The following is a 22,073-nucleotide window of genomic DNA, read 5'->3' as shown; positions in this document are numbered from 1 at the left end:
AACGAAATGCGTCCCCAGCAACGTTTTAAAAATCCGCCGGGACTTTAAACGTCATGCTGTTGCCGTATGCGGGATGAGTGATGGTTAACATCTCTGCGTGCAGCAGCAGGCGTGGCGCTAACGCCAGGGCTTCTGGCGGAGCGTAGAAGCGGTCGCCGAGGATCGGATGTCCTAATGCCAGCATATGCACACGCAACTGGTGGGAGCGTCCGGTTATGGGTTTGAGCACCACCCGGGCGGTGTTATCCGCCGCGAACTCGACCACTTCATACTCGGTCTGCGCGGATTTCCCGGTCTCATAACACACTTTCTGCTTTGGTCGGTTCGGCCAGTCGCAAATCAGCGGTAAATCAACCAGTCCCTCGGCAGGCGCCGGATGTCCCCATACGCGTGCGACATACTGCTTTTTCGGTTCGCGCTCGCGAAACTGGCGTTTGAGTTCACGCTCTGCCGCTTTAGTTAGCGCGACTACAATCACGCCGCTGGTTGCCATATCCAGACGATGTACGGATTCAGCCTGTGGGTAGTCGCGTTGAATACGCGTCATCACGCTGTCTTTGTGCTCATCCAGACGACCCGGCACGGACAACAAGCCGCTCGGCTTGTTGACCACCATAATGTGCTCATCCTGATACAGGATAACCAGCCAGGGTTCCTGCGGCGGATTGTAGTTTTCCATCCCCATGTATGGCTCCGTTACTGGTGCGTCACGACGATCAGACGCAGGGCATCCAGACGCCAGCCCGCCTGCTCCAGGCTTTCCAACACCTGCTGGCGGTTGCTTTCAATGGCGCTCAGTTCGTCATCACGGATGTTCGGGTTAACGGCACGTAGGGCTTCCAGACGCGACAGTTCTGCTGTCAGCTTCTCATCCGCTTCTTTGCGCGCCGCATCGATCAGCGCACGGGCGGATTTTTCCACCTGCGCTTCACCCAACTGCAGGATGGCATGAACATCCTGCTGCACTGCGTTGACCAGTTTGCTGCCGGTGTGGCGGTTAACGGCGCTGAGCTGACGGTTAAAGGTTTCGAATTCAACCTGCGCGGCAAGGTTATTGCCGTTTTTATCCAGCAGCATGCGTACCGGCGTTGGCGGCAGGAAGCGGTTCAACTGCAGCTGTTTCGGCGCTTGCGCCTCTACAACGTAAACCAGTTCAACCAGCAGAGTGCCGACCGGTAACGCTTTGTTTTTCAATAAAGAAATAGTGCTGCTTCCGGTGTCGCCGGACAGGATCAGATCCAGACCATTGCGGATCAGCGGATGCTCCCAGGTAATAAACTGCGCGTCTTCACGCGACAGGGCGACATCACGTTCAAACGTAATGGTGCAGCCATCTTCCGGCAGGCCAGGGAAATCCGGTACCAGCATATGATCGGACGGCGTCAGTACGATTAAATTGTCGCCACGGTCATCCTGATTAATACCGACGATATCAAACAGGTTCATGGCAAAGGCGATCAGGCTGGTGTCGTCATCCTGCTCTTCAATACTTTCGGTAAGTTGCTGAGCTTTTTCACCACCATTGGAGTGAATTTCCAGCAGGCGATCGCGGCCTTGCTCCAGTTGGGCTTTCAGCGCCTCGTGCTGCTCACGGCAGGTTTTGATCAGGTCATCAAAGCCATCGGTATTTTCCGGCTCAGCCAGGAAGCCGATCAGATTGTTGTATACCGTGTCATAGATAGTACGTCCGGTTGGGCAAGTGTGTTCGAACGCATCCAGACCTTCGTGGTACCAGCGCACCAGCACGGATTGCGCGGTTTTTTCCAGGAATGGTACGTGGATCTGAATATCATGTGCCTGGCCGATACGGTCCAGACGACCAATACGCTGTTCCAGCAGGTCCGGGTTGAACGGTAGGTCGAACATCACCAGGTTGCTGGCGAACTGGAAGTTACGCCCTTCTGAGCCGATTTCAGAACACAGCATCACCTGGGCGCCGCTATCTTCTTCGCTAAACCAGGCCGCCGCGCGGTCACGTTCAATAATCGACATTCCTTCATGGAACACGGCGGCGCGGATCCCTTCGCGTTCGCGCAGGACCTGCTCCAGTTGCAGCGCGGTGGTCGCTTTCGCGCAGATAACCAGCACTTTTTGCGAACGGTGGCTAGTCAGGTAGCCCATCAGCCATTCCACGCGCGGATCGAAGTTCCACCAGGTGCCGGTGTCGCCTTCGAATTCCTGATAAATCTGTTCCGGGTAGAGCATGTCGCGAGCCCGGTCTTCCGCACTCTTACGCGCGCCCATAATGCCGGAGACTTTTATCGCGGTCTGGTATTGGGTCGGCAACGGTAATTTGATGGTATGCAGTTCGCGTTTCGGGAAGCCTTTCACACCGTTACGGGTGTTACGGAACAGCACACGGCTGGTGCCATGGCGGTCCATCAGCATCGAAACCAGTTCCTGACGCGCGCTCTGGGCGTCTTCGCTGTCGCTGTTTGCTGCCTGCAATAATGGCTCAATATCCTGCTCGCCAATCATGTCGCCTAACATGTTCAGCTCATCGTTACTCAGCTTATTGCCAGCCAGTAGCATGGCGACGGCATCAGCGACCGGACGGTAATTTTTTTGCTCTTCAACAAACTGGGCGAAATCGTGGAAACGGCTTGGATCCAGCAGGCGCAGACGTGCAAAGTGGCTTTCCATACCCAGTTGTTCTGGCGTAGCGGTCAGCAGCAGGATACCCGGTACGCGCTCAGCCAGCTGTTCAATGGCCATATATTCGCGGCTGGGCGCATCTTCGCTCCACACCAGGTGATGGGCTTCGTCGACAATCAGCAGATCCCATTCGGCGTCACACAGGTGCTCCAGACGCTGTTTACTGCGACGGGCAAAGTCCAGCGAACAGATAACTAACTGTTCGGTTTCAAATGGGTTGTAGGCGTCGTGTTGCGCTTCTGCATAACGCTCATCATCGAACAGCGCAAAACGCAGGTTGAAACGGCGCAGCATTTCGACCAGCCACTGGTGCTGTAGCGTCTCCGGGACGATGATCAGTACGCGTTCAGCGGCGCCGGAAAGCAGTTGCTGATGCAGGATCATCCCGGCCTCAATGGTTTTACCTAAACCCACTTCGTCAGCCAGCAAAACGCGCGGGGCGTGACGACGACCAACATCATGAGCAATGTTGAGCTGGTGGGGGATCAGGCTGGTACGTTGGCCGCGCAAACCACTCCATGGCATACGGTACTGTTCGCTCTGAAATTTACGCGCGCGATAGCGCAGCGCAAAGCGGTCCATACGGTCAATCTGACCGGCAAACAGGCGATCCTGTGGTTTGCTGAATACCAGTTTACTGTCGAGCAACACTTCACGCAGCGTTACACCGGTTTCTTCGGTATCAAGGCGGGTTCCGATATAGGCAAGCAGGCCGTTTTCTTCTTTTACTTCATCGACATGCAGTTGCCAGCCTTCATGGCTCGTTATCGTATCGCCAGGATTGAACATCACGCGGGTCACGGGAGAATCACTGCGCGCATACAGACGGTTTTCGCCCGTCGATGAGAAAAGTAAAGTGACGGTTCGCGCATCCATGGCGACAACAGTACCAAGTCCCAGTTCGCTTTCTGTATCGCTGATCCAGCGTTGACCAAGTGTAAAAGGCATATATGTTCGGCTCTATATCTTTAATTGCAGGCAATACTCGTCATTTTCCGGGCTAACCCGGTTTTTGAGAGCATACGACCCCGCTACCAGGCTAATAAATCAGTGGTAGTGGTGTTAAATGGGTCCAGGAATGGAAAGGGCGCTATGGTACTGGATGGCGGCGGTTTCGTCACGCGTCAAAATAACCCCAGTTGCCCTGTGAGTAGTGTAGCAAAGTTATCATCGATAAAGGGAAGTATTCCCTCGGCAACCGGTTGTATCTGACGGGTCAGATAGTGCTCATAATCGAGAGCAGATTGCTGATAATCCACAGGTTCAGGGCCGTTTACTGTCCAGACATATTTAATGGTGCCACGGTTTTGGTACTGTGGCGCGCGACCTCGTTTTATATTCTGTTCATCAGCCAGTCGTGCCGCGCGGACGTGTGGCGGAACATTACGCTGGTATTCACTTAACGGGCGGCGCAGGCGTTTGCGGTACACCAGTTGTGCATCCAGTTCACCTGCCATCAGACGGTCGATGGTCTCGCGGACAAACTTCTGATACGGCTCGTTACGAAAAATTCGCAGGTACAGCTCCTGCTGGAATTGTTGCGCCAGCGGTGTCCAGTCGGTGCGAACCGTTTCCAGCCCCTTAAACACCATGCGTTGTTCAGCCCCTTCCTGAATCATCCCGGCGTAACGCTTTTTACTACCGGTATCCGCACCGCGAATAGTCGGCATCAGAAAGCGACAAAAGTGGGTTTCAAACTCCAGCTCCAGAGCGCTGGTCAGATTTTGTTGCTTTAGCGATTGCGCCCACCACGAGTTGACATGGCATACCAGTTCTCGGCCAATCCGGGCGGCATCATCTTCTGAGTGCGCCTTTTTAAGCCAGACAAAGGTTGAGTCGGTATCACCATAGATGACATCGTAGCCTTGGGCCTCAATTAACGCTTTGGTCTGGCGCATGATCGCATGGCCGCGCATCGTGATTGATGAGGCCAGTCTCGGGTCGAAAAAGCGACAGGCGGTAGTACCCAGTACGCCGTAAAACGCATTCATGATAATTTTCAGCGCCTGCGAGAGCGGTTTATTCCCGTGGCGTTTTGCTTCTTCACGCCCGTGCCAGATCTGAGTAACGATCTCCGGCAGGCAGTGTTTTTCGCGTGAGAACCAGGCGTCAAGAAAACCTTCGGTGCTGTGCTCCCGATCCGGGTGCGCCATCCCTTCGATAAGCCCCACCGGATCGATCAAAAATGTACGAATAATTGAGGGGTACAGGCTTTTGTAATCCAGCACCAGAACGGAGTCGTACAATCCCGGGCGCGAGTCCATCACATAGCCGCCGGGGCTGGCGTGCGCGGGAACTTCCCCCAGATTTGGCGCCACGTAACCCGCCCGGTGCATGCGCGGAAGGTAAAGGTGGCCGAAGGCGGCAACCGAACCACCGTGACGGTCGACCGGTAGACCGTTGACCGTCGAGCGCTCCAGCAGAAAAGGCATGATCTCGGTTTTATGAAAAATACGCGTGACCAGCTCACAGTCTTTGAGATTGTAGGTGGCGAGCGCGGGTTTATCCTGGGCAAACCGACGGTCAATTTCGTCCATTCGGTCCCACGGGTTATCAATCGATTTTCCTTCGCCCAGCAATTCTTGCGACACCGTTTCCAGCGAGAATGACGAGAAATTCCAGAATGCGGATTTGAGCGCTTCAATGCCGTCAATGATCAGTCGACCTTTGGCCTGCGCGAAGAACACGCCGTTTTTGAAGCCATGCTCGCGCCACTCCAGTTCGCTATTATCACGACCAAAACGCAGGGGGATGCGATAACGTTCGGCATGCTTTTGCAGGACGCGTAAATCGAATTGCACCACGTTCCAGCCAATGATGACATCGGGATCATGACGGGCAATCCAGTCGTTGAGCTTTTCCAGCAACTGCGGTCGGCTAGCCACGTACTCAAGTTCAAAATCCAGCGCCGAGGCATCGCCGTTTGCCGGGCCGAGCATGTAGACAATACGCTGCCCGCAGCCTTCAAGACCGATGCAGTAGAGTTCACCATGCCGCGTGGTTTCGATATCCAGCGATACCCATTTTAGCGGCGGTCGATAGTCCGGGTTTGGCTTCAGGCGGGCATTAATCAGCGTGCCGTTATGTTTGTCGCCTTCGACCCAGATCGGGGACGTGATAAAGCGCTCCATCAGATATCGCTCTGGCGGGCGTACGTCAGCCTCATAAACGGTGATGTCGTTTTCGCGCAGGAGTTTTTCCAGCCGCATAAGCTGGCGGTGGGAGCGGCAATACAGACCCGACACGGGCTGGCGGTGGAAATCTTGTAGCTGAAGCGGCGTCAGGCGATAGCCGTTCTCTGTACGTAATAATGATGTAACGCGCGGAACCTGACTGCCAGGTATAAACGCGACGGATTCCTGAGGCGCGAGCGTGACCAGCAGCGGCCCGTCGTCTGTCGCCAGCCAGAATGAGACCTCAGTTCCCTGCGGGGTGTCCCGCCAGTGCCGGGTTAAAATAAAGCCTGCCTGCGCCACGCTGTGTATCCATTAAAAAACCAGGCATGATTATAGCCTGGATTGCACGATTGTACTGTTATTTTGTACAGTTGTAAGATAAAAGTCGCGGTAAGACGCAGTCGCAGTGACAGTAAAATTCTTTTCGGGTACAAAATTTCAGTGTCGAACTATTTAATTTATGAATACAGTTTCTGGTTATACTTCCGTAAATTATTTGATTAGTCTGTTTTGATTATTTATTTAAATTACTACTTTTTGATTATGTGTTTTCCATAAATTGATAGTCTGCTTCAGGAGTTTTTTCACATTTTCAGAATAGTGCTCAACCCATTCTGTTACTTACCCCTCGGTTCAGAAAAAATTACACTTTTTTTAATTTGTTTTTATTCATGGTTAGTGTAACTATTTTAATCGAAGCATTCGGGTTGTCAGGTTGAATATAATATATATTATTGGATTACTATTGTCTGGATAAAAACAGATTTTCGGTACGATTTCGTCGGGAATATCTCTCTGCATAATTTGATTTTTATCTCCTGATGTAATTTTTATTCATCTGGCGGCTCGGGTGTTTTATATCAATAGCTTGGGTGTGTTGTGAAATGGAGAGGTGTTATGAATGTTTATACTCAGGCGTTACAGGTAGGATATGACCACTATTTATTTGTTAATACTCAGCTATGTAACCCGACTATTAAGTCGGTAAGTCAATACATTGAGTATAGAACATGGTCAGGTCAAATCTGGCGCTCTGAGATTATTGATCGTGGGAATGCCTTCTTTCACTGGCAAGGACAGGACAGAATAAATGGGCATCGTGATACGGTTATTAATTATCTGTTGAACGGCCAACGCTGGCAGTCAACAATTGCAGATTATATTTTCTTTCATTCTCTGGATGGCGAAGAGGCGCTGGGACATTATGATAATGTGATTAAATACGTTTGTGCTAATAATTGTGTGTATCGAAGTACGTTTGCGGAATATATAACTCAATAATAAGAAGGCGCGTCATTGTTTCCGGACGCGCCTGGCGTCATTTCACTGACCGTAATAGGCTTTTGCGCCATGTTTACGCAGGTAGTGTTTATCCAGCAGGGTTTGTTGCATATCCGGCAACTGCGGCGCGAGTTGGCGGCAGAATATCCCCATATAGGCGACTTCTTCCAGCACGATGGCGTTATGCACCGCATCTTCGGCATTTTTTCCCCAGGCGAACGGACCGTGAGAGTGCACCAGTACGCCTGGCATCTGCGCTGCGTCAATCCCTTGTTTCTCAAAGGTTTCAACGATCACATTACCGGTTTCCCACTCATACTCGCCGTTGATTTCGTCCTCGGTCATTTTACGTGTGCAGGGAATGGTGCCGTAGAAATAGTCTGCATGGGTGGTGCCTGTCGCCGGAATCGACTGACCCGCCTGCGCCCAGATTGTCGCGTGGCGCGAGTGGGTATGAACAATGCCGCCAATGGTCGGGAATGCCTGATATAACAAACGGTGCGTTGGGGTATCGGAGGAGGGCTTTTTCGTGCCTTCAACGACTTCCCCGGTGGCGATACTGACAACAACCATATCGTCTGCGGTCATGACGCTGTAATCGACACCGGAAGGTTTAATCACAAACACGCCGCGTTCGCGATCGACGGCGCTAACGTTACCCCAGGTCAGCGTCACCAGGTTGTGCTTGGGCAGTGCCAGATTCGCTTCCAGTACCTGACGTTTAAGATCTTCTAGCATGTAAACTCCTGAATGCCGGATGGCGTTTCGCTTATCCGGCCTACGGTGATTTGTAGGCCCGGTAAATGAAATGCCACCGGGCAATCCGTTTCACCAATTAACGTTTGAACCCGTAATACACTTCGTTCCAGCGCAGCGCGTCCTTAAAGGCCGGCAGACGGGTCTCGTTATCGATCACTGCGATCTCGATATCGTGCATTTCAGCGAACTGGCGCATATCGTTCAGATCCAGCGCATGGCTGAAGACGGTGTGGTGCGCGCCGCCGGCAAGGATCCAGGCCTCAGATGCGGTTGGTAGATCCGGCTGGGCCTTCCACAATGCGTTAGCCACCGGCAGTTTCGGCAGGTCGTGCGGCGTTTGCACCGTGTCGATGCAGTTAACCAGCAGGCGATAACGATCGCCGAGATCGATCAGGCTGGCGACCACTGCCGGGCCGGTTTTGGTGTTGAAGATCAGACGGGCAGGATCGTCTTTACCGCCAATGCCGAGGTGCTGAACGTCGAGGATCGGTTTCTCTTCCACAGCGATTGACGGGCACACTTCCAGCATGTGTGAGCCGAGCACCAGATCGTTGCCTTTCTCGAAGTGGTAGGTGTAATCCTCCATAAATGAGGTGCCGCCCTGCAGACCGGTTGACATCACCTTCATGATGCGAAGCAGAGCGGCGGTTTTCCAGTCGCCTTCGCCCGCAAAGCCGTAGCCTTGCTGCATCAGACGCTGTACGGCCAGACCCGGAAGTTGTTTCAGGCCGTGCAAATCTTCAAATGTCGTCGTGAAGGCGTGGAATCCGCCCTGCTCAAGGAAGCGCTTCATTCCCAGTTCAATTCGGGCGGCTTCCAGTACGTTCTGACGTTTCTCACCATGGACTTGTGTGGCCGCCGTCATGGTGTAGGTGCTTTCATACTCGTCGATCAGCGCGTTGATTTCGCCGTCACTAATTGCGTTCACTACCTGCACCAGGTCGCCCACGGCCCAGGTATTTACCGAGAAGCCGAATTTGATCTGTGCGGCAACCTTATCGCCGTCAGTGACCGCTACTTCACGCATGTTGTCGCCAAAACGGCAGACTTTCAGATGGCGGGTATCCTGTTTGGACACCGCCTGGCGCATCCAGGAGCCAATACGCTCGTGCGCCTGCTTATCCTGCCAATGGCCGGTGACCACGGCGTGCTGCTGACGCATACGCGCACCGATGAAGCCGAATTCGCGACCGCCGTGTGCGGTCTGGTTCAGGTTCATAAAGTCCATATCAATGCTGTCCCACGGCAGGGCGGCGTTGAATTGGGTGTGGAACTGCATCAGCGGCTTATTGAGGATAGTCAGACCGTTAATCCACATTTTGGCTGGAGAGAAGGTGTGCAGCCAGACCACCAGACCTGCGCAGCGATCGTCATAGTTGGCATCACGACAGATAGCGGTAATTTCGTCAGGTGAAGTACCCAGCGGTTTTAACACCAGTTTGCAGGGCAGGTTAGCTTCCGTATTCAGTGCGTTAACAACGTGCTCGGCATGTTGGGTTACCTGACGCAGGGTTTCCGGGCCATACAAGTGCTGGCTACCAATCACAAACCACACTTCATAGTTATTAAAAATTGTCATTGTCGTGTCCTTAATGAGTCAGGGTTGCCAGGTCTACCGGGGCTTGTTGCGCCGGAGCGGCAGTCGGAAGGTATTGTTGTTCAGCGCTTACCGCCCACTGCTGGTAGCGGCGGTAAAGTTGTTCAAAACGTTGAGCCTGTTCTGGACGAGGTTGCATCGTCTTTTCTACTGCGCTCGCCATGTGTTGCTGGGCGGCTGGAATGTCTGCATGGACCTGCGCGGCAACGGCGGCGAAGATAGCCGCACCGAGCGCGCAGCACTGGTCTGAAGCGACAATCTGCAGCGGACGGTTTAGCACGTCGCAGCAGGCCTGCATGATGACCGGGTTTTTACGCGCGATACCGCCGAGCGCCATGACGTTGTTAACCGCAATGCCTTGTTCGGTGAAGCATTCCATGATGGCGCGCGCGCCAAAGGCCGTGGCGGCGATCAGACCACCGAACAGCGCTGGCGCATCGGTTGCCAGATTCAGGTCGGTAATGACGCCTTTCAGACGCTGGTTGGCATTCGGCGTACGACGACCATTAAACCAGTCGAGCACCACCGGCAGGTGATCCAGCGACGGATTTTTCGCCCAGGCTTCGGTGAGCGCTGGCAGCAGCTGTTTTTGGCTGGCTTTAATCTGGGTTTTCAGTTCCGGGTGCTGCGCGGCAAGCTGTTCCAGCGGCCAGCTCAACACGCGGCTAAACCAGGCATAGATGTCGCCGAAAGCAGATTGCCCCGCTTCCAGACCGATAAAATGCGGCACCACGCTGCCATCAACCTGCCCGCAAATGCCTTTCACCGCGCGTTCGCCAACGCTGTGTTTATTGGCAATCAGAATGTCGCAGGTAGACGTGCCGATGACTTTCACCAGCGTATTGGGCTGTGCGCCTGCGCCGACCGCGCCCATATGGCAGTCAAAAGCGCCGCCTGAAATCACCACGCTTTCCGATAGACCCAGGCGCTGCGCCCACTCGGCACACAGAGTGCCAACCGGCAGGTCCGCCGTGAAGGTGTCGCTAAACATTGGGTATTGCAGATGGCGGTTGAGGATGGGGTCGAGTTCGTCAAAGAAACTGGCTGGCGGCAGCCCCCCCCAGCTTTCATGCCACAGGGATTTATGCCCGGCGCTGCAGCGACCGCGACGAATATCCTGGGGGCGCACAGTATTGGAGAGCAGGGCCGGAACCCAGTCACACAGCTCAATCCATGAGACCGCCGCCTCGGCGACCGCGTGGTCCTGGCGAGTCACGTGCAGGATTTTTGCCCAGAACCATTCGCTGGAATAAATACCGCCAATATAGCGGGAGTAATCGATCTTGCCTGGCGTGTGGCACAGGCGAGTAATTTCTTCGGCTTCTTCTACCGCAGTGTGATCTTTCCACAGAACAAACATAGCATTCGGGTTTTCCGCAAACTCCGGGCGCAGCGCCAGTACGTTGCCGTCGGCATCGATAGGCGCCGGGGTTGAGCCGGTACTGTCAACGCCAATCCCGACCACTTCTGCGCGTTGTTCCGCGCTCAGTTCGGCGAGTACGGTTTTCAGCGCCGCTTCCATGGATTCAATGTAGTCGCGCGGATGATGGCGAAACTGGTTGTTTGGGCCGTCGCAAAACTGCCCTTCCTGCCAACGTGGGTACCACTCAACGCTGGTGGCGATTTCTTCACCAGTGGCACATTCCACCGCCAAAGCGCGTACCGAATCACTACCAAAATCGAGGCCAATTGCAATCGCCATCGTCTTACTCCATCCAAAAATACGGGTATGGATAAACAGTAGTGACCAGGGATAAAAACCGTCAGGCAGGATTCGCTAATCTTATGGACTAAAATGCTGTGGCATCACAAAGTGTGACGCCGTGCAAATAATCAATGTGGACATTTCTGCCGTAGTTATAGACACTTTTGTTAGCCGATTTTGACGTTGGCGTGGTACATGTTTTTTACAAATTGCTTTTCACAAGCGGGGTTGATGGTCCATTACCGCAAACAACTGTGGCCCGCCGGGACGACGGCGATGATGTCTGGCGTAATATGGACAAATTGTTTCTTAGCAGAACCCAGGGAGTATTGAAATTATGGCTGAAACGCAAAACGATCCCCTCCTGCCGGGCTATTCGTTTAACGCACATTTGGTGGCTGGATTGACCCCCATTGAGGCGAACGGATACCTGGATTTTTTTATCGACCGGCCGCTGGGGATGAAAGGCTATATCCTCAATCTCACTATTCGTGGGGAAGGGGTCATTAATAATCAGGGCAAGCAGTTTGTCTGTCGACCTGGCGATATTTTGCTGTTTCCGCCTGGCGAAATTCACCACTACGGACGCCATCCTGACGCCAGCGAGTGGTATCACCAGTGGGTCTACTTCCGGCCACGCGCTTACTGGCAGGAGTGGCTGGCCTGGCCGGCCATTTTTGCCCAGACCGGTTTCTTTCGCCCTGATGAAGCGCATCAACCGCATTTCAACGAACTGTTTGGGCAGATCATCAATGCCGGGCAGGGAGAGGGACGCTATTCCGAACTGCTGGCGATTAATTTGCTGGAGCAATTGTTACTCCGACGTATGGAAGCCATTAATGAGTCGCTGCACCCGCCAATGGACAACCGCGTTCGTGATGCCTGTCAGTACATTAGCGATCATCTGGCGGACAGCAATTTTGATATTGCCAGCGTCGCACAGCACGTCTGCCTGTCGCCTTCCCGTTTGTCACACCTGTTCCGCCAGCAATTGGGCATCAGCGTATTAAGCTGGCGTGAGGATCAGCGAATCAGTCAGGCGAAGCTACTGCTGAGTACCACACGAATGCCTATCGCCACGGTGGGTCGCAACGTCGGCTTTGATGACCAGCTCTATTTCTCTCGCGTTTTCAAAAAATGTACCGGCGCCAGTCCGAGCGAGTTCCGTGCTGGATGTGAATAAAAAGTGAATGATGTGTCCTGAAAGTTGTCATAACTGGCAATCTATTCAGACAATTGATGGCTTGACGAAGTTGAGAAGGGTTATCAAAATCCCTGCTTCGTAAATCTGACGGACACATTATGCAAGCATTGCTGGAACACTTTATCCTCCAGTCCGCCCTGTACTCTCTGATCGCCGTACTTTTGGTGGCCTTTTTGGAGTCTCTGGCGCTGGTTGGTCTGATTCTGCCTGGCACCGTGATGATGGCGGGGCTGGGGGCGCTGATTGGCAGTGGCGAACTGAATTTCTGGCATGCCTGGCTTGCGGGTATCGTTGGTTGCCTGTTGGGGGATTGGATCTCCTTCTGGTTGGGCTGGCGCTTTAAAAAGCCGCTGCACCGTTGGTCGTTCATGAAAAAGAACAAGGCGCTGCTGGATAAAACCGAGCATGCGCTGCATCAGCACAGCATGTTTACCATTCTGGTGGGCCGTTTTGTCGGCCCAACGCGTCCGCTGGTGCCGATGGTGGCGGGTATGCTGGATCTGCCTGTCGCAAAATTTATAGTCCCGAATATTATTGGCTGCGTGCTGTGGCCGCCGTTCTATTTCCTGCCGGGTATTTTGGCGGGCGCGGCAATCGATATTCCTTCCGATATGCAGAGCGGAGATTTCAAATGGCTGCTGCTGGCGACGGCGTTGCTGCTGTGGGTTGGAGGCTGGTTATGCTGGCGGCTGTGGCGCAGCGGCAAAGCGGCAGTCGATCGTTTAACTGCGTATTTCCCCCGCAGCCGTTTACTGTATCTGGCGCCGTTGACGCTCGGGATCGGCGTGGTCGCGCTGGCGGCGCTGTTGCGTCACCCGCTGATGCCGGTGTATATCGATATTCTGCGCAAAGTTGTGGGTTACTAACGATTCCCTTGCCGGATGACGGCTTCGCCTTATCCGGCCTACGAAATATGAGGCTTGATGCCTAACAGCGCTGAGGCGCTGGCTTGACCGCTTAGTAGCTCGTCTGTTTTGCCTTGCCACGCAATGCGTCCGTCGGCGACCACGATTGACCGGGGCGCAATTCGCGCCGCATCTTCGACGCTGTGGGAAACCATCAGCAGCGTAAGCTGCTTATCACGGCAGACCTCGGCGACCAGGGTTAACATCTCCTGACGCAGCGCGGGATCGAGCGCAGAGAACGGTTCATCGAGCAGCAATATGGGTTGCTCGCGCACCAGACAACGCGCCAGCGCCACACGTTGTCGCTGGCCGCCGGAAAGCTCACCGGGGAGTCGCTCCAGCAGTGAATCGAGCCCCATTTGCCGGGCGATGTTGTGCATTTTCTCCCGCTGAAGCGCGTTCAGTTTTAAACCCGGATCAAGACCCAGGCCGATGTTTTGCCACACGCTCAGATGGCTGAACAGATTGTTTTCCTGAAACAGCATGGAAACGGGACGACGCGAAGGGGGCGTTGCGGTGTGATCTTCACCTTCAATCATCATTGTGCCGCTGGCAGGCGCAAGAAAGCCGGCAATCAGATTCAATAGCGTACTTTTCCCGGCGCCGCTGGGTCCGAGTATTGCGACCTGCTCACCGCGCGAGACCGACAACGTAAAGCGCATGGGCAAATGGTGGTAAAGCCATGTGATATCAATCAGTTTTAACATTTCTACCCGGCAATTTCTCAATAACGGTAAACAGCGTAAAACACAGGATCAGCAGCAAGAGCGCCGTAACCGCGCCATCCTGACTGCGATAAGATCCAATCTGCTGATATAGATAAAACGGCAAGGTGCGGAAATCCTCATTGCCAAATAACGCCACCACGCCAAAATCGCCAATCGACAGTACGCAGGCAAAAGCCATCGCCTGCGCCAGCGGACGTTTCAGTGCCCGCAGTTCAACCACTTTCAGCCGCGACCATCCCTCAATTCCCAACGACTGGCACAACATACTGTAGCGTGCGGTCACGTCACGCATTGGGTTTTCCAGTACCTTCAGCGCGTAAGGGATCGCCATCAGCGCGTTGGTGAAAATCACAATGCCGTCGGCGGATTCGGGGAGACCAACTGTGTTATTGAGCAGCAGAAAGAAGCCGGTTGCCAACACGATGCCCGGCATGGCGAGGATCATCATGCCGCTAAGCTCCAGTACCTGGCCTGCCAGCACCTGCTGTCGGGCGCGCAGTTCGCGACTGCTCCATAACAGCATCATGGTGAGTATCACGCACAATGCCCCTGCCGCCAGCGCGATGCGCAGTGAAGTTCCCAACGCCTGCCACAGAACCGGCTGCATAAGCACATCCAGAACCTGGCGGTTAAGACCATCGACAATCACTGCCAACAGCGGCGGCAGCAACAGCAACAGGGCCAGGAAAATCAGCAACGAGTCTGCCAGACGGCTGTGCAGACGATCGTCGGGATCGCGCCAGCCCTGAACCAGCGTGGTGCCGGGCGCAATAGCGCGGCTCAGGCGTTGACTGAGGAGCACCAGCGCTAAACAACACAGCATCTGGATCAACGCCAGCATAGCGGCACGGGCGGGATCGTAATCGAAATTCAGCGCCTGATAGATAGCCAGCTCAATGGTGGTGGCCTGCGGCCCGCCACCCAGCGACAAAACGGTGGCGAAGCTGGCGAAGCACAGCATAAAGATGAGCGCGGCGACGGGAAGGATCTGACGGCGTAACCATGGCCATTCGACAAAGCGGAAGAAATGCCAGCCGCGAATACCCAACTGAGCGGCTAACTGTCGCTGTTCACCGGGAATATTTTCCAGCGACTGCAACAGCAGACGGCTGGCCATCGGCAGATTGAAAAAAACGTGCGCCAGCAGAATACCCTGCAAACCGTACGGCGAAAACGTCCACTCCAGCCCGAATATCTGCCAGAGTGAGGCTAACCAGCCCTGACGGCCATACACGCTGAGAATGCCAAAGACCGCGACCAACACCGGCAGGATTAGCGTCATCGCGCACAGGCGTAGCAGCGCCAGACGTCCGGGGAAACGGCGGCGATAAAGTGCTCTGGCAAGGAAAATTGCCGGGACAACCGACAACACTGCGGATAAAAAAGCCTGCCAGAAAGAAAAACGCACCACGTGCCACAGGTAGTCGTCTCGCCACAGCGAGAGCCATTCTCCTTGTGGGGCGTTAAACCATAGCGCCAGAAACGCGGCCAGGGCTACTGCGACCATCAGCGTGGCGGCAGAAAGCCCTGGAACCAGCCAGCCGGGAATTAACGGCTGACGGCGCGTTGCCATTCGCTAATCCATGTCTGACGCTGAGCCGCAACCTGCTGCGGGGTAAATTCCAGCGCGGTGGCCGGTTTCTTCAGTTGCTCAAATCCTGATGGGAGAGCAACCTGCGTCACCGGATACATCCAGTTGCCGGTCGGAATGGCATTCTGGAATGCCGGAGACACCATAAACTTGAGGAACTTCTCAGCCAGTTCCGGCTGCTTGCTGGCCGCGGTGCGGGCGGCGACTTCCACCTGCAAATAGTGACCTTCACTAAAGTTGGCGGCGGCGTAGTTATCTTTTTTCTCGTCAATGATGTGATAGGCCGGAGAGGTGGTGTAGCTCAGTACCAGATCGCTTTCACCTTTCAGGAACAGGCCGTAGGCTTCGCTCCAGCCCTTGGTGACGGTGACGGTTTTGGCTGCCAGTTTCTGCCACGCCTCCGGTGCTTTGTCGCCATAGACTTTTTGCATCCATAACAGCAGGCCCAGCCCTGGCGTGCTGGTGCGTGGATCCTGATAAATGACGCGCCATTTCTGATCGCTTTCGACCAGTTCTTTCAGGCTCTTTGGCGGATTTTTCAGCTTGTTTTTATCATAGACAAAAGCGAAGTAGCCGTAATCAAACGGGACAAAGATGTCATTTTTCCAGCCGCCGGGTACGTCAACGGCGTCGTTTGCGACATTGCTCTTGGCGAACAGTTTGGTTTGCGTGGCGGCTTCCAGCAGGTTGTTATCCAGTCCCAGCACGACGTCGGCTTTGCTGTTTTTTCCTTCCATGCGCAGGCGGTTAAGCAGCGAGACGCCATCTTCCAACGCGACCAGCTTCAGTTCGCAGTTGCAGTCAGCTTCAAAGGCTTTTTTGATTGTCGGGCCAGGCCCCCAGTCCGCAGCGAACGAATCGTAGGTATAGACGGTCAGTACCGGTTTGGCGAAGGCAGGCACTGCGCACAGCAGTAAAAGCGGAAGACATTTTTTAAACACTTTGCACCTCAAGAGTTGGGTGGCAAAGGACTTGAGATAAGCCTCAAATCCCTTCGCCGGCATTATCCGGATCAGGTTCGACGGGTATCTCTCAGCCCATACACTTCATCATTCACGCTGCCTCTGTGTTGGCTGCGCTCGCTCACCCCAGTCACATAGTTATCTATGCTCCTGGGGATTCACTCGCTTGCCGCCTTGAGGCATCATGAATGATTTTGTGTATGTTTTTTATTTAGCACCCCGTTGAGAACGGCGTTAGTGTAGTGATTTTGTTGCCGGGCAGCAATTAAGAGCTGGCTCTTAGGGATCCGGCGGCGCAAACCATGCCGATTTAAAATCAAACCAGCCGAGGGTATTCATGCGTAGCCCGCGCATACTGCGCTGGCCCTGAATGATCAGCCAGTGGTGGATCAACGGCACAATAGCCTTTGTGGCGAGCAGCTGTTGGCACCATGCCGCCAGGCTCATTTCACCGGTTCGCCAACGGGCGGCATCGTTTTCCCAGTCGCGCGAGATACAGTTTTGCAGCAGCGGGACTTCGCACAAATGCGCGAACAGCGAGAAATCCAGCGGGAGGGTAAAGTTGGCGCTGTTGAGCCAGATATCACTGACTATTTCACCTGCATGCCACTGATCGTAGTCGATCTCCTGAATGTTTAGCTGTACCTGATGCTGCGCCAGCAACGTTTTCATGATCTGCGCGATAATCCGATGTTCGATGTGATCGCGATAGTAGGTGAGCGTTAGCGTTTCCAGCCCGGCCGGTTTTTCACCATGCCCGGGTTTGGCGTGGTGCCAGCGGGGGAGTAACCCATAGGCGGGAAACCACAGTCTCTGGTACTGTTCGTCGGCGTGACAGATTAAATTGGTTGGCGAGAGAACGCGGCTTGCCCACTCGCGAACCTCCTGATTAGCACCACGATGGGTGCGTGTATCAAACAACAGGTAGTAGCAGCCTTCTTCCAGTCGACTTTCAATCGCCTTTTCATCCTCCGTGGGACCTTTTAGTGTCAACCCGCCGCCCGGCTCTTCGCCGATGTCAGGTAATACCCAAACGTTAACTTCATCGATCAGCGCCCGGTAGCCGAAGTAATCATCAAATGCGCGAATTTTCAGTTGGTTATTAGTATTGCGCATCACGGCATATGGGCCGGTGCCAATCGGATGGCTGGAGAAGTTATTTAGCGTTTCCCATTCTCGCGGCAGGATCATGGCGGGGACTTGCCCCAGTAGCCAGGGAAGCCAGCGGTCCGGTTGGGCAAGATGGATATCCAGCGTCCAGGCGGTGGGCGAGACGATTTGCGTAATGTGCGAATACAGCGGCAGCGCGTTGATGCGCTGTAGCGAAGTAATGACATCCTCCATTTCCAGCTCACGGCCATGATGAAAATGGATCCCCGGGCGCAGGAAGAATCGCCAGTGTAAAGGCGAAATCTGCTGCCAATGATGCGCAATGTCGGCTTCCAGTTCCCCATTTTCCTCATTTACCAGAATTAAGGAACTGAAGATTTGTCGGGCAATATGGGTTTCGGAGCGGCGTAACGCCGTACCGGGGAGCAGATTGCGCATAGGGCGATAATAGAGGACGCGCATGATGTGCCGCCCCTGGCGAAAACTGCGTCCCAGGTGGGAAACCAGCATTTGTCTGACAGCCGTTTTATCACCGACCAGTTGCACCAGTTGATCGATACGATCCTGTTCCAGCAGGTCTTCTGCCCGCTGCTGCTGGAGCGCCAGCCCGGTATAGAGAAATGTCAGGCGCGAGCGTTTACCCCGCCCAACTTCGGCTTCCCACGTTAACCAGCCGCGATCCTGCATGGTATTAAGCAGGGTGCGCATATGACGGCGCGAGCAGCTCAGCAGCTCCGCCAGTTCGTTTAGCGTCGTGTCTTGCGTTTTGCCGTCACAGCATTGCCACAGACGGATGAACTGTTGTTGCAAACGACCAGAAGACATAAAAGGGGAACTCCTGCGGAAAACTCAGCAATTTTATTATCCCTATATTAAGCCAATAATAGATTCCGATGAAGCGATGAGACAACGAAGGGGTCATCTATGCGTCAGTTCTGGTTGAAGTACTTTACTGCGACGGAAAAATCGTCCTGGTTGGCTTGCCTGAGCGCACCGCAGCGCTTAAAGATGCTTGAAGAACTGATGCAGTGGGAGGTGACAGCCTGACCTCCGAATTGCGAGTTGCAGACATCATGTGTGACTGAGTATTGGTGTTAATCGCCGCGCCAGCAGGTATTATCTGCTGGCTTTTTTCGTTTCAGCTGCGCTTAAAAGGAAAGATATGCTCTGGATTATGACCATGGGACGGCGCCTTAACGGCGTTTACGCGGCATTTATGCTGGTCGCTTTTATGATGGGTGTGGCCGGGGCGTTGCAGGCCCCCACGCTGAGCCTGTTTCTGAGCCGTGAAGTCGGGGCGCAGCCATTTTGGGTCGGGCTGTTTTATACCGTCAACGCTATTGCCGGGATCGGGGTCAGCCTTGGTCTGGCGAAACGATCCGACAGTCAGGGCGATCGGCGAAAACTGATCATGTTCTGTTGTCTGATGGCAATCGGCAACGCGCTGCTGTTTGCCTTTAATCGCCACTACCTCACGCTGATCACCTGCGGTGTGCTGCTGGCTTCGCTGGCAAATACCGCCATGCCGCAGCTGTTTGCGCTGGCGCGGGAATATGCCGATAGCTCGGCGCGTGAAGTGGTGATGTTTAGCTCGGTGATGCGTGCGCAGCTTTCGTTGGCGTGGGTGATTGGGCCGCCGCTGGCTTTTATGCTGGCGCTGAATTACGGCTTCACGGCGATGTTTTCCATTGCCGCAGGCATTTTTGCCATCAGCCTGGTGCTGATCGCGCTGATACTGCCATCTGTGGCTCGGGTGGAGCAACCTGTCGATGTGCCGCTGGAACAGGCCAGCGGTTGGCAGGACAAAAATGTACGCATGCTGTTTATTGCCTCTACGCTGATGTGGACCTGCAACACCATGTACATCATCGATATGCCGCTGTGGATTAGCCTTGAGCTGGGCTTGCCGGACAAGCTGGCCGGGATCCTGATGGGTACCGCGGCCGGGCTGGAAATTCCGGCGATGATTCTGGCGGGCTACTACGTGAAACGCTTTGGTAAGCGGCGCATGATGATCGCGGCCGTGGCGGCGGGCGTACTGTTTTATCTTGGTCTGATCTTCTTTCACAGCCGCACGGCGCTGCTGGTCCTGCAACTGTTTAACGCGGTATTTATCGGCATTATCGCCGGAATAGGAATGCTGTGGTTTCAGGATCTGATGCCGGGGCGTGCGGGATCGGCGACCACATTGTTTACCAACAGTATTTCAACGGGCGTGATTCTGGCGGGAGTGATTCAGGGAGCGGTGGCGCAGAGCTACGGGCATTTTGCCGTTTACTGGGTGATTGCGGCGATTTCGGTGGTCACGCTGGTGATGACCGGGCGGGTGAAGGACGTCTAATCATGTTGCCGGATGCGCAACGCATCCGGCGTCACAATGACTAGCGCATAAACGCGGGCTGCCTGTCTTCGTATTCGGTGATGGCGGCTTCGTGCTGCAGCGTCAGCCCGATGCTATCCAGACCGTTCAGCATGCAGTGGCGGCGGAAGTCATCGATCTTAAAGCTGTAGGACTTATCGCCCGCTTTGACGACCTGCGCCACCAGATCCACTTCAAATGTAATCCCCGGATTGGCTTTCACCAGGGTAAACATTTCATCGACCTGCGCGTCGCTCAGGGTTACCGGCAGCAGTTGGTTGTTGAAACTGTTGCCGTAGAAGATGTCGGCGAAGCTTGGCGCGATCACTACTTTAAAGCCGTAGTCGGTCAGCGCCCACGGCGCATGTTCGCGTGAAGAGCCGCAGCCAAAGTTTTCCCGTGCCAGCAGAATCGACGCGCCTTTATATTCCGGAAAGTTCAGCACAAATTCTGGATTTGGCTGTTGACCCTTTTCGTCCAGGAAACGCCAGTCGTTAAACAGATGGGCGCCAAAACCGGTGCGTGTGACCTTCTGCAAAAACTGTTTCGGGATAATTGCATCGGTATCGACGTTGGCGGCATCCAGTGGGACAACCAGGCCGGTATGCTGGGTAAATTTCTCTGCCATGGTAGTTTCCTTATTTGATGCTGCGAATGTCGGCGAAGTGGCCGGTAACGGCGGCGGCGGCGGCCATCGCCGGGCTGACTAAATGCGTGCGGCCACCGCGGCCCTGACGACCTTCAAAGTTACGGTTGCTGGTGGATGCGCAGCGCTCGCCTGGGTTCAGGCGGTCATTATTCATGGCCAGGCACATGGAACAGCCCGGTAAGCGCCATTCAAATCCTGCTTCGATAAAGATCTTGTCCAGACCTTCCGCTTCCGCCTGCGCTTTCACCGGACCAGAGCCTGGCACCACCAGTGCCTGTACGCCCGGCGCGACTTTGCGCCCTTTGGCGATTTCCGCCGCGGCGCGTAAATCTTCAATGCGCGAGTTGGTGCAGGAACCGATAAACACTTTATCGATAGCCACTTCTGTTAACGGAATGCCCGGTTTCAGCCCCATATACGCCAGCGCTTTTTCCGCCGATGCGCGCTCAACGGGATCGGTAAATGATGCCGGATCGGGAATATAATCGTTCACCGAGATCACCTGACCCGGATTCGTTCCCCAGGTTACCTGCGGCGCGATCTCTTCTGCTTGCAGAGTGACGACGGTATCAAACGTTGCGCCGTCGTCGGTTTGCAGCGTTTTCCAGTACTCAACCGCGTGGGCAAAATCCTCGCCCTTCGGTGCGTGTAAACGACCTTGCACATAGTTAAAGGTGGTTTCATCCGGTGCGACCAGACCCGCTTTGGCCCCCATTTCAATGGCCATGTTACACAGGGTCATGCGGCCTTCCATGCTCAGCGCACGGATGGCTTCGCCGCAAAATTCAACCACGTGCCCGGTACCGCCCGCGCTACCCGTTTTACCGATAATCGCCAACACGATATCTTTCGCCGTGATGCCCGGCGCGGCCTGGCCGTTGACTTCAATCTTCATGGTTTTGGCGCGACCCTGTTTCAGGGTTTGCGTTGCCAGCACGTGTTCAACTTCTGAAGTGCCAATACCGAACGCCAGCGCGCCGAATGCGCCGTGGGTGGCGGTGTGGGAGTCGCCACAGACGATGGTCATTCCCGGCAAGGTCACGCCTTGCTCAGGCCCCATCACGTGGACAATACCCTGATACGGGTGATTCAGGTCGTACAGTTCAACGCCAAATTCATTGCAGTTTTTGATCAGTTCCTGCATCTGAATACGCGCCATTTCGCCGGAGGCGTTAATGTCTTTGGTCTGCGTTGAGACGTTGTGGTCCATGGTGGCGAAGGTTTTACCCGGCTGGCGCACCTGACGGCCATGCGCGCGCAGACCATCAAACGCCTGCGGGGAGGTGACTTCATGCACCAGATGGCGGTCGATATACAGCAGCGGGGTTTCGTTTTGCGCCTCAAAGACTACGTGCGCATCAAATAATTTTTCGTATAACGTTTTGGCCATGA

General features: G+C 54.5%; 17 protein-coding genes and 1 riboswitch. Of the genes, 5 read left to right on the top strand and 12 right to left on the bottom strand.

All coding sequences use genetic code 11. The features are described 5' to 3' along the window. Positions 1–25: 25 nt before the first annotated feature. The 3 genes from rluA to polB form a co-directional block, all read right to left on the bottom strand. A complete protein-coding gene (rluA, locus tag M4I31_RS19875) occupies positions 26–685 on the bottom strand; it encodes a bifunctional tRNA pseudouridine(32) synthase/23S rRNA pseudouridine(746) synthase RluA (RefSeq protein ID WP_038637129.1) in 660 nt (219 codons plus the stop codon). 11 nt (positions 686–696) lie between these two features. Next, a complete protein-coding gene (gene rapA / locus M4I31_RS19870) occupies positions 697–3,603 on the bottom strand; it encodes an RNA polymerase-associated protein RapA (protein WP_038637132.1) in 2,907 nt (968 codons plus the stop codon). Between the two features lie 176 nt (positions 3,604–3,779). Next, entirely contained in the window at positions 3,780–6,131 is a 2,352-nt protein-coding gene (gene polB / locus M4I31_RS19865) for a DNA polymerase II (protein ID WP_085048324.1), read from the bottom strand. A 597-nt stretch (positions 6,132–6,728) separates the two neighbouring features. On the opposite strand from polB, the gene M4I31_RS19860 reads away from it, so the two are divergent. Next, positions 6,729–7,112 carry a DUF4751 family protein gene (locus M4I31_RS19860; RefSeq protein WP_069324070.1) on the top strand — a complete coding sequence of 128 codons (384 nt, stop codon included), beginning with the start codon at positions 6,729–6,731 and terminating at the stop codon, positions 7,110–7,112. A gap of 42 nt (positions 7,113–7,154) precedes the next feature. On the opposite strand, the gene araD is transcribed toward M4I31_RS19860, so the two are convergent. The 3 genes from araD to araB all read right to left on the bottom strand — a co-directional run bounded on the left by araD (position 7,155) and on the right by araB (position 11,170). Beyond that, on the bottom strand, positions 7,155–7,850 hold the full coding sequence (gene araD / locus M4I31_RS19855; RefSeq protein WP_085048323.1) for an L-ribulose-5-phosphate 4-epimerase: 696 nt from the start codon (positions 7,848–7,850) through the stop codon (positions 7,155–7,157). Positions 7,851–7,947: 97 nt separating this feature from the next. Further along, a complete protein-coding gene (araA, locus tag M4I31_RS19850; protein ID WP_069324068.1) occupies positions 7,948–9,450 on the bottom strand; it encodes an L-arabinose isomerase in 1,503 nt (500 codons plus the stop codon). Between the two features lie 10 nt (positions 9,451–9,460). After that, positions 9,461–11,170 carry a ribulokinase gene (gene araB, locus M4I31_RS19845; RefSeq protein WP_085048322.1) on the bottom strand — a complete coding sequence of 570 codons (1,710 nt, stop codon included), beginning with the start codon at positions 11,168–11,170 and terminating at the stop codon, positions 9,461–9,463. A gap of 340 nt (positions 11,171–11,510) precedes the next feature. On the opposite strand from araB, the gene araC reads away from it, so the two are divergent. Together araC and M4I31_RS19835 are read left to right on the top strand one after the other, a co-directional pair. After that, the gene (gene araC / locus M4I31_RS19840; protein ID WP_006686679.1) at positions 11,511–12,356 is read left to right on the top strand and encodes an arabinose operon transcriptional regulator AraC; all 846 of its coding nucleotides are present in this window, start codon (positions 11,511–11,513) and stop codon (positions 12,354–12,356) included. Between the two features lie 119 nt (positions 12,357–12,475). Beyond that, entirely contained in the window at positions 12,476–13,243 is a 768-nt protein-coding gene (locus M4I31_RS19835; protein ID WP_085048321.1) for a DedA family protein, read from the top strand. 38 nt (positions 13,244–13,281) lie between these two features. Here the strand turns inward: M4I31_RS19835 and thiQ are convergent, their stop codons facing one another. The 4 genes from thiQ to sgrR all read right to left on the bottom strand — a co-directional run bounded on the left by thiQ (position 13,282) and on the right by sgrR (position 18,498). Then, positions 13,282–13,989 carry a thiamine ABC transporter ATP-binding protein ThiQ gene (gene thiQ, locus M4I31_RS19830; protein ID WP_085048320.1) on the bottom strand — a complete coding sequence of 236 codons (708 nt, stop codon included), beginning with the start codon at positions 13,987–13,989 and terminating at the stop codon, positions 13,282–13,284. Next, the gene (gene thiP, locus M4I31_RS19825) at positions 13,973–15,583 is read right to left on the bottom strand and encodes a thiamine/thiamine pyrophosphate ABC transporter permease ThiP (protein ID WP_038637161.1); all 1,611 of its coding nucleotides are present in this window, start codon (positions 15,581–15,583) and stop codon (positions 13,973–13,975) included. The genes thiQ and thiP overlap by 17 nt, the downstream gene beginning before the upstream one ends. After that, complete coding sequence (gene thiB / locus M4I31_RS19820; RefSeq protein ID WP_085048319.1) at positions 15,559–16,542, bottom strand: thiamine ABC transporter substrate binding subunit; 984 nt, start codon at positions 16,540–16,542, stop codon at positions 15,559–15,561. The genes thiP and thiB overlap by 25 nt, the downstream gene beginning before the upstream one ends. Before the next feature lie 30 nt (positions 16,543–16,572). Beyond that, positions 16,573–16,795, bottom strand: a riboswitch (TPP riboswitch). A gap of 47 nt (positions 16,796–16,842) precedes the next feature. Then, positions 16,843–18,498: an HTH-type transcriptional regulator SgrR gene (gene sgrR / locus M4I31_RS19815; protein WP_038637166.1), complete on the bottom strand. Its 1,656-nt coding sequence runs from the start codon at positions 18,496–18,498 to the stop codon at positions 16,843–16,845. Positions 18,499–18,597: 99 nt separating this feature from the next. On the opposite strand from sgrR, the gene sgrT reads away from it, so the two are divergent. Beyond that, the gene (sgrT, locus tag M4I31_RS19810; RefSeq protein WP_016151681.1) at positions 18,598–18,720 is read left to right on the top strand and encodes a glucose uptake inhibitor SgrT; all 123 of its coding nucleotides are present in this window, start codon (positions 18,598–18,600) and stop codon (positions 18,718–18,720) included. Between the two features lie 115 nt (positions 18,721–18,835). Continuing rightward, complete coding sequence (locus M4I31_RS19805; RefSeq protein ID WP_085048318.1) at positions 18,836–20,014, top strand: sugar efflux transporter; 1,179 nt, start codon at positions 18,836–18,838, stop codon at positions 20,012–20,014. A gap of 40 nt (positions 20,015–20,054) precedes the next feature. Here M4I31_RS19805 and leuD read toward each other — a convergent pair whose 3' ends face one another. Then, entirely contained in the window at positions 20,055–20,660 is a 606-nt protein-coding gene (leuD, locus tag M4I31_RS19800; RefSeq protein ID WP_085048317.1) for a 3-isopropylmalate dehydratase small subunit, read from the bottom strand. A gap of 10 nt (positions 20,661–20,670) precedes the next feature. Continuing rightward, complete coding sequence (gene leuC, locus M4I31_RS19795; RefSeq protein WP_085048316.1) at positions 20,671–22,071, bottom strand: 3-isopropylmalate dehydratase large subunit; 1,401 nt, start codon at positions 22,069–22,071, stop codon at positions 20,671–20,673. Positions 22,072–22,073: the final 2 nt, after the last annotated feature.

Origin of the sequence: Citrobacter sp. XT1-2-2, from assembly GCF_023516235.1 — a bacterium.
GTDB classification, from domain to species: Bacteria; Pseudomonadota; Gammaproteobacteria; order Enterobacterales; family Enterobacteriaceae; genus Citrobacter; species Citrobacter werkmanii.
The sequence above is the reverse complement of the archived record's forward strand: the minus strand, read 5'-3'. Positions and strand labels throughout refer to the sequence as shown.

Coding starts and splice junctions, on each gene's coding strand:
- leuC (WP_085048316.1), bottom strand. CDS start 22,071: ATGGCCAAAACGTTATACGAAAAATTATTTGATGCGCACGTAGTCTTT.
- sgrR (WP_038637166.1), bottom strand. CDS start 18,498: ATGTCTTCTGGTCGTTTGCAACAACAGTTCATCCGTCTGTGGCAATGC.
- rapA (WP_038637132.1), bottom strand. CDS start 3,603: ATGCCTTTTACACTTGGTCAACGCTGGATCAGCGATACAGAAAGCGAA.
- M4I31_RS19860 (WP_069324070.1), top strand. CDS start 6,729: ATGAATGTTTATACTCAGGCGTTACAGGTAGGATATGACCACTATTTA.
- araA (WP_069324068.1), bottom strand. CDS start 9,450: ATGACAATTTTTAATAACTATGAAGTGTGGTTTGTGATTGGTAGCCAG.
- thiQ (WP_085048320.1), bottom strand. CDS start 13,989: ATGTTAAAACTGATTGATATCACATGGCTTTACCACCATTTGCCCATG.
- leuD (WP_085048317.1), bottom strand. CDS start 20,660: ATGGCAGAGAAATTTACCCAGCATACCGGCCTGGTTGTCCCACTGGAT.
- thiP (WP_038637161.1), bottom strand. CDS start 15,583: ATGGCAACGCGCCGTCAGCCGTTAATTCCCGGCTGGCTGGTTCCAGGG.
- araC (WP_006686679.1), top strand. CDS start 11,511: ATGGCTGAAACGCAAAACGATCCCCTCCTGCCGGGCTATTCGTTTAAC.
- rluA (WP_038637129.1), bottom strand. CDS start 685: ATGGGGATGGAAAACTACAATCCGCCGCAGGAACCCTGGCTGGTTATC.
- sgrT (WP_016151681.1), top strand. CDS start 18,598: ATGCGTCAGTTCTGGTTGAAGTACTTTACTGCGACGGAAAAATCGTCC.
- M4I31_RS19805 (WP_085048318.1), top strand. CDS start 18,836: ATGCTCTGGATTATGACCATGGGACGGCGCCTTAACGGCGTTTACGCG.
- araD (WP_085048323.1), bottom strand. CDS start 7,850: ATGCTAGAAGATCTTAAACGTCAGGTACTGGAAGCGAATCTGGCACTG.
- araB (WP_085048322.1), bottom strand. CDS start 11,170: ATGGCGATTGCAATTGGCCTCGATTTTGGTAGTGATTCGGTACGCGCT.
- M4I31_RS19835 (WP_085048321.1), top strand. CDS start 12,476: ATGCAAGCATTGCTGGAACACTTTATCCTCCAGTCCGCCCTGTACTCT.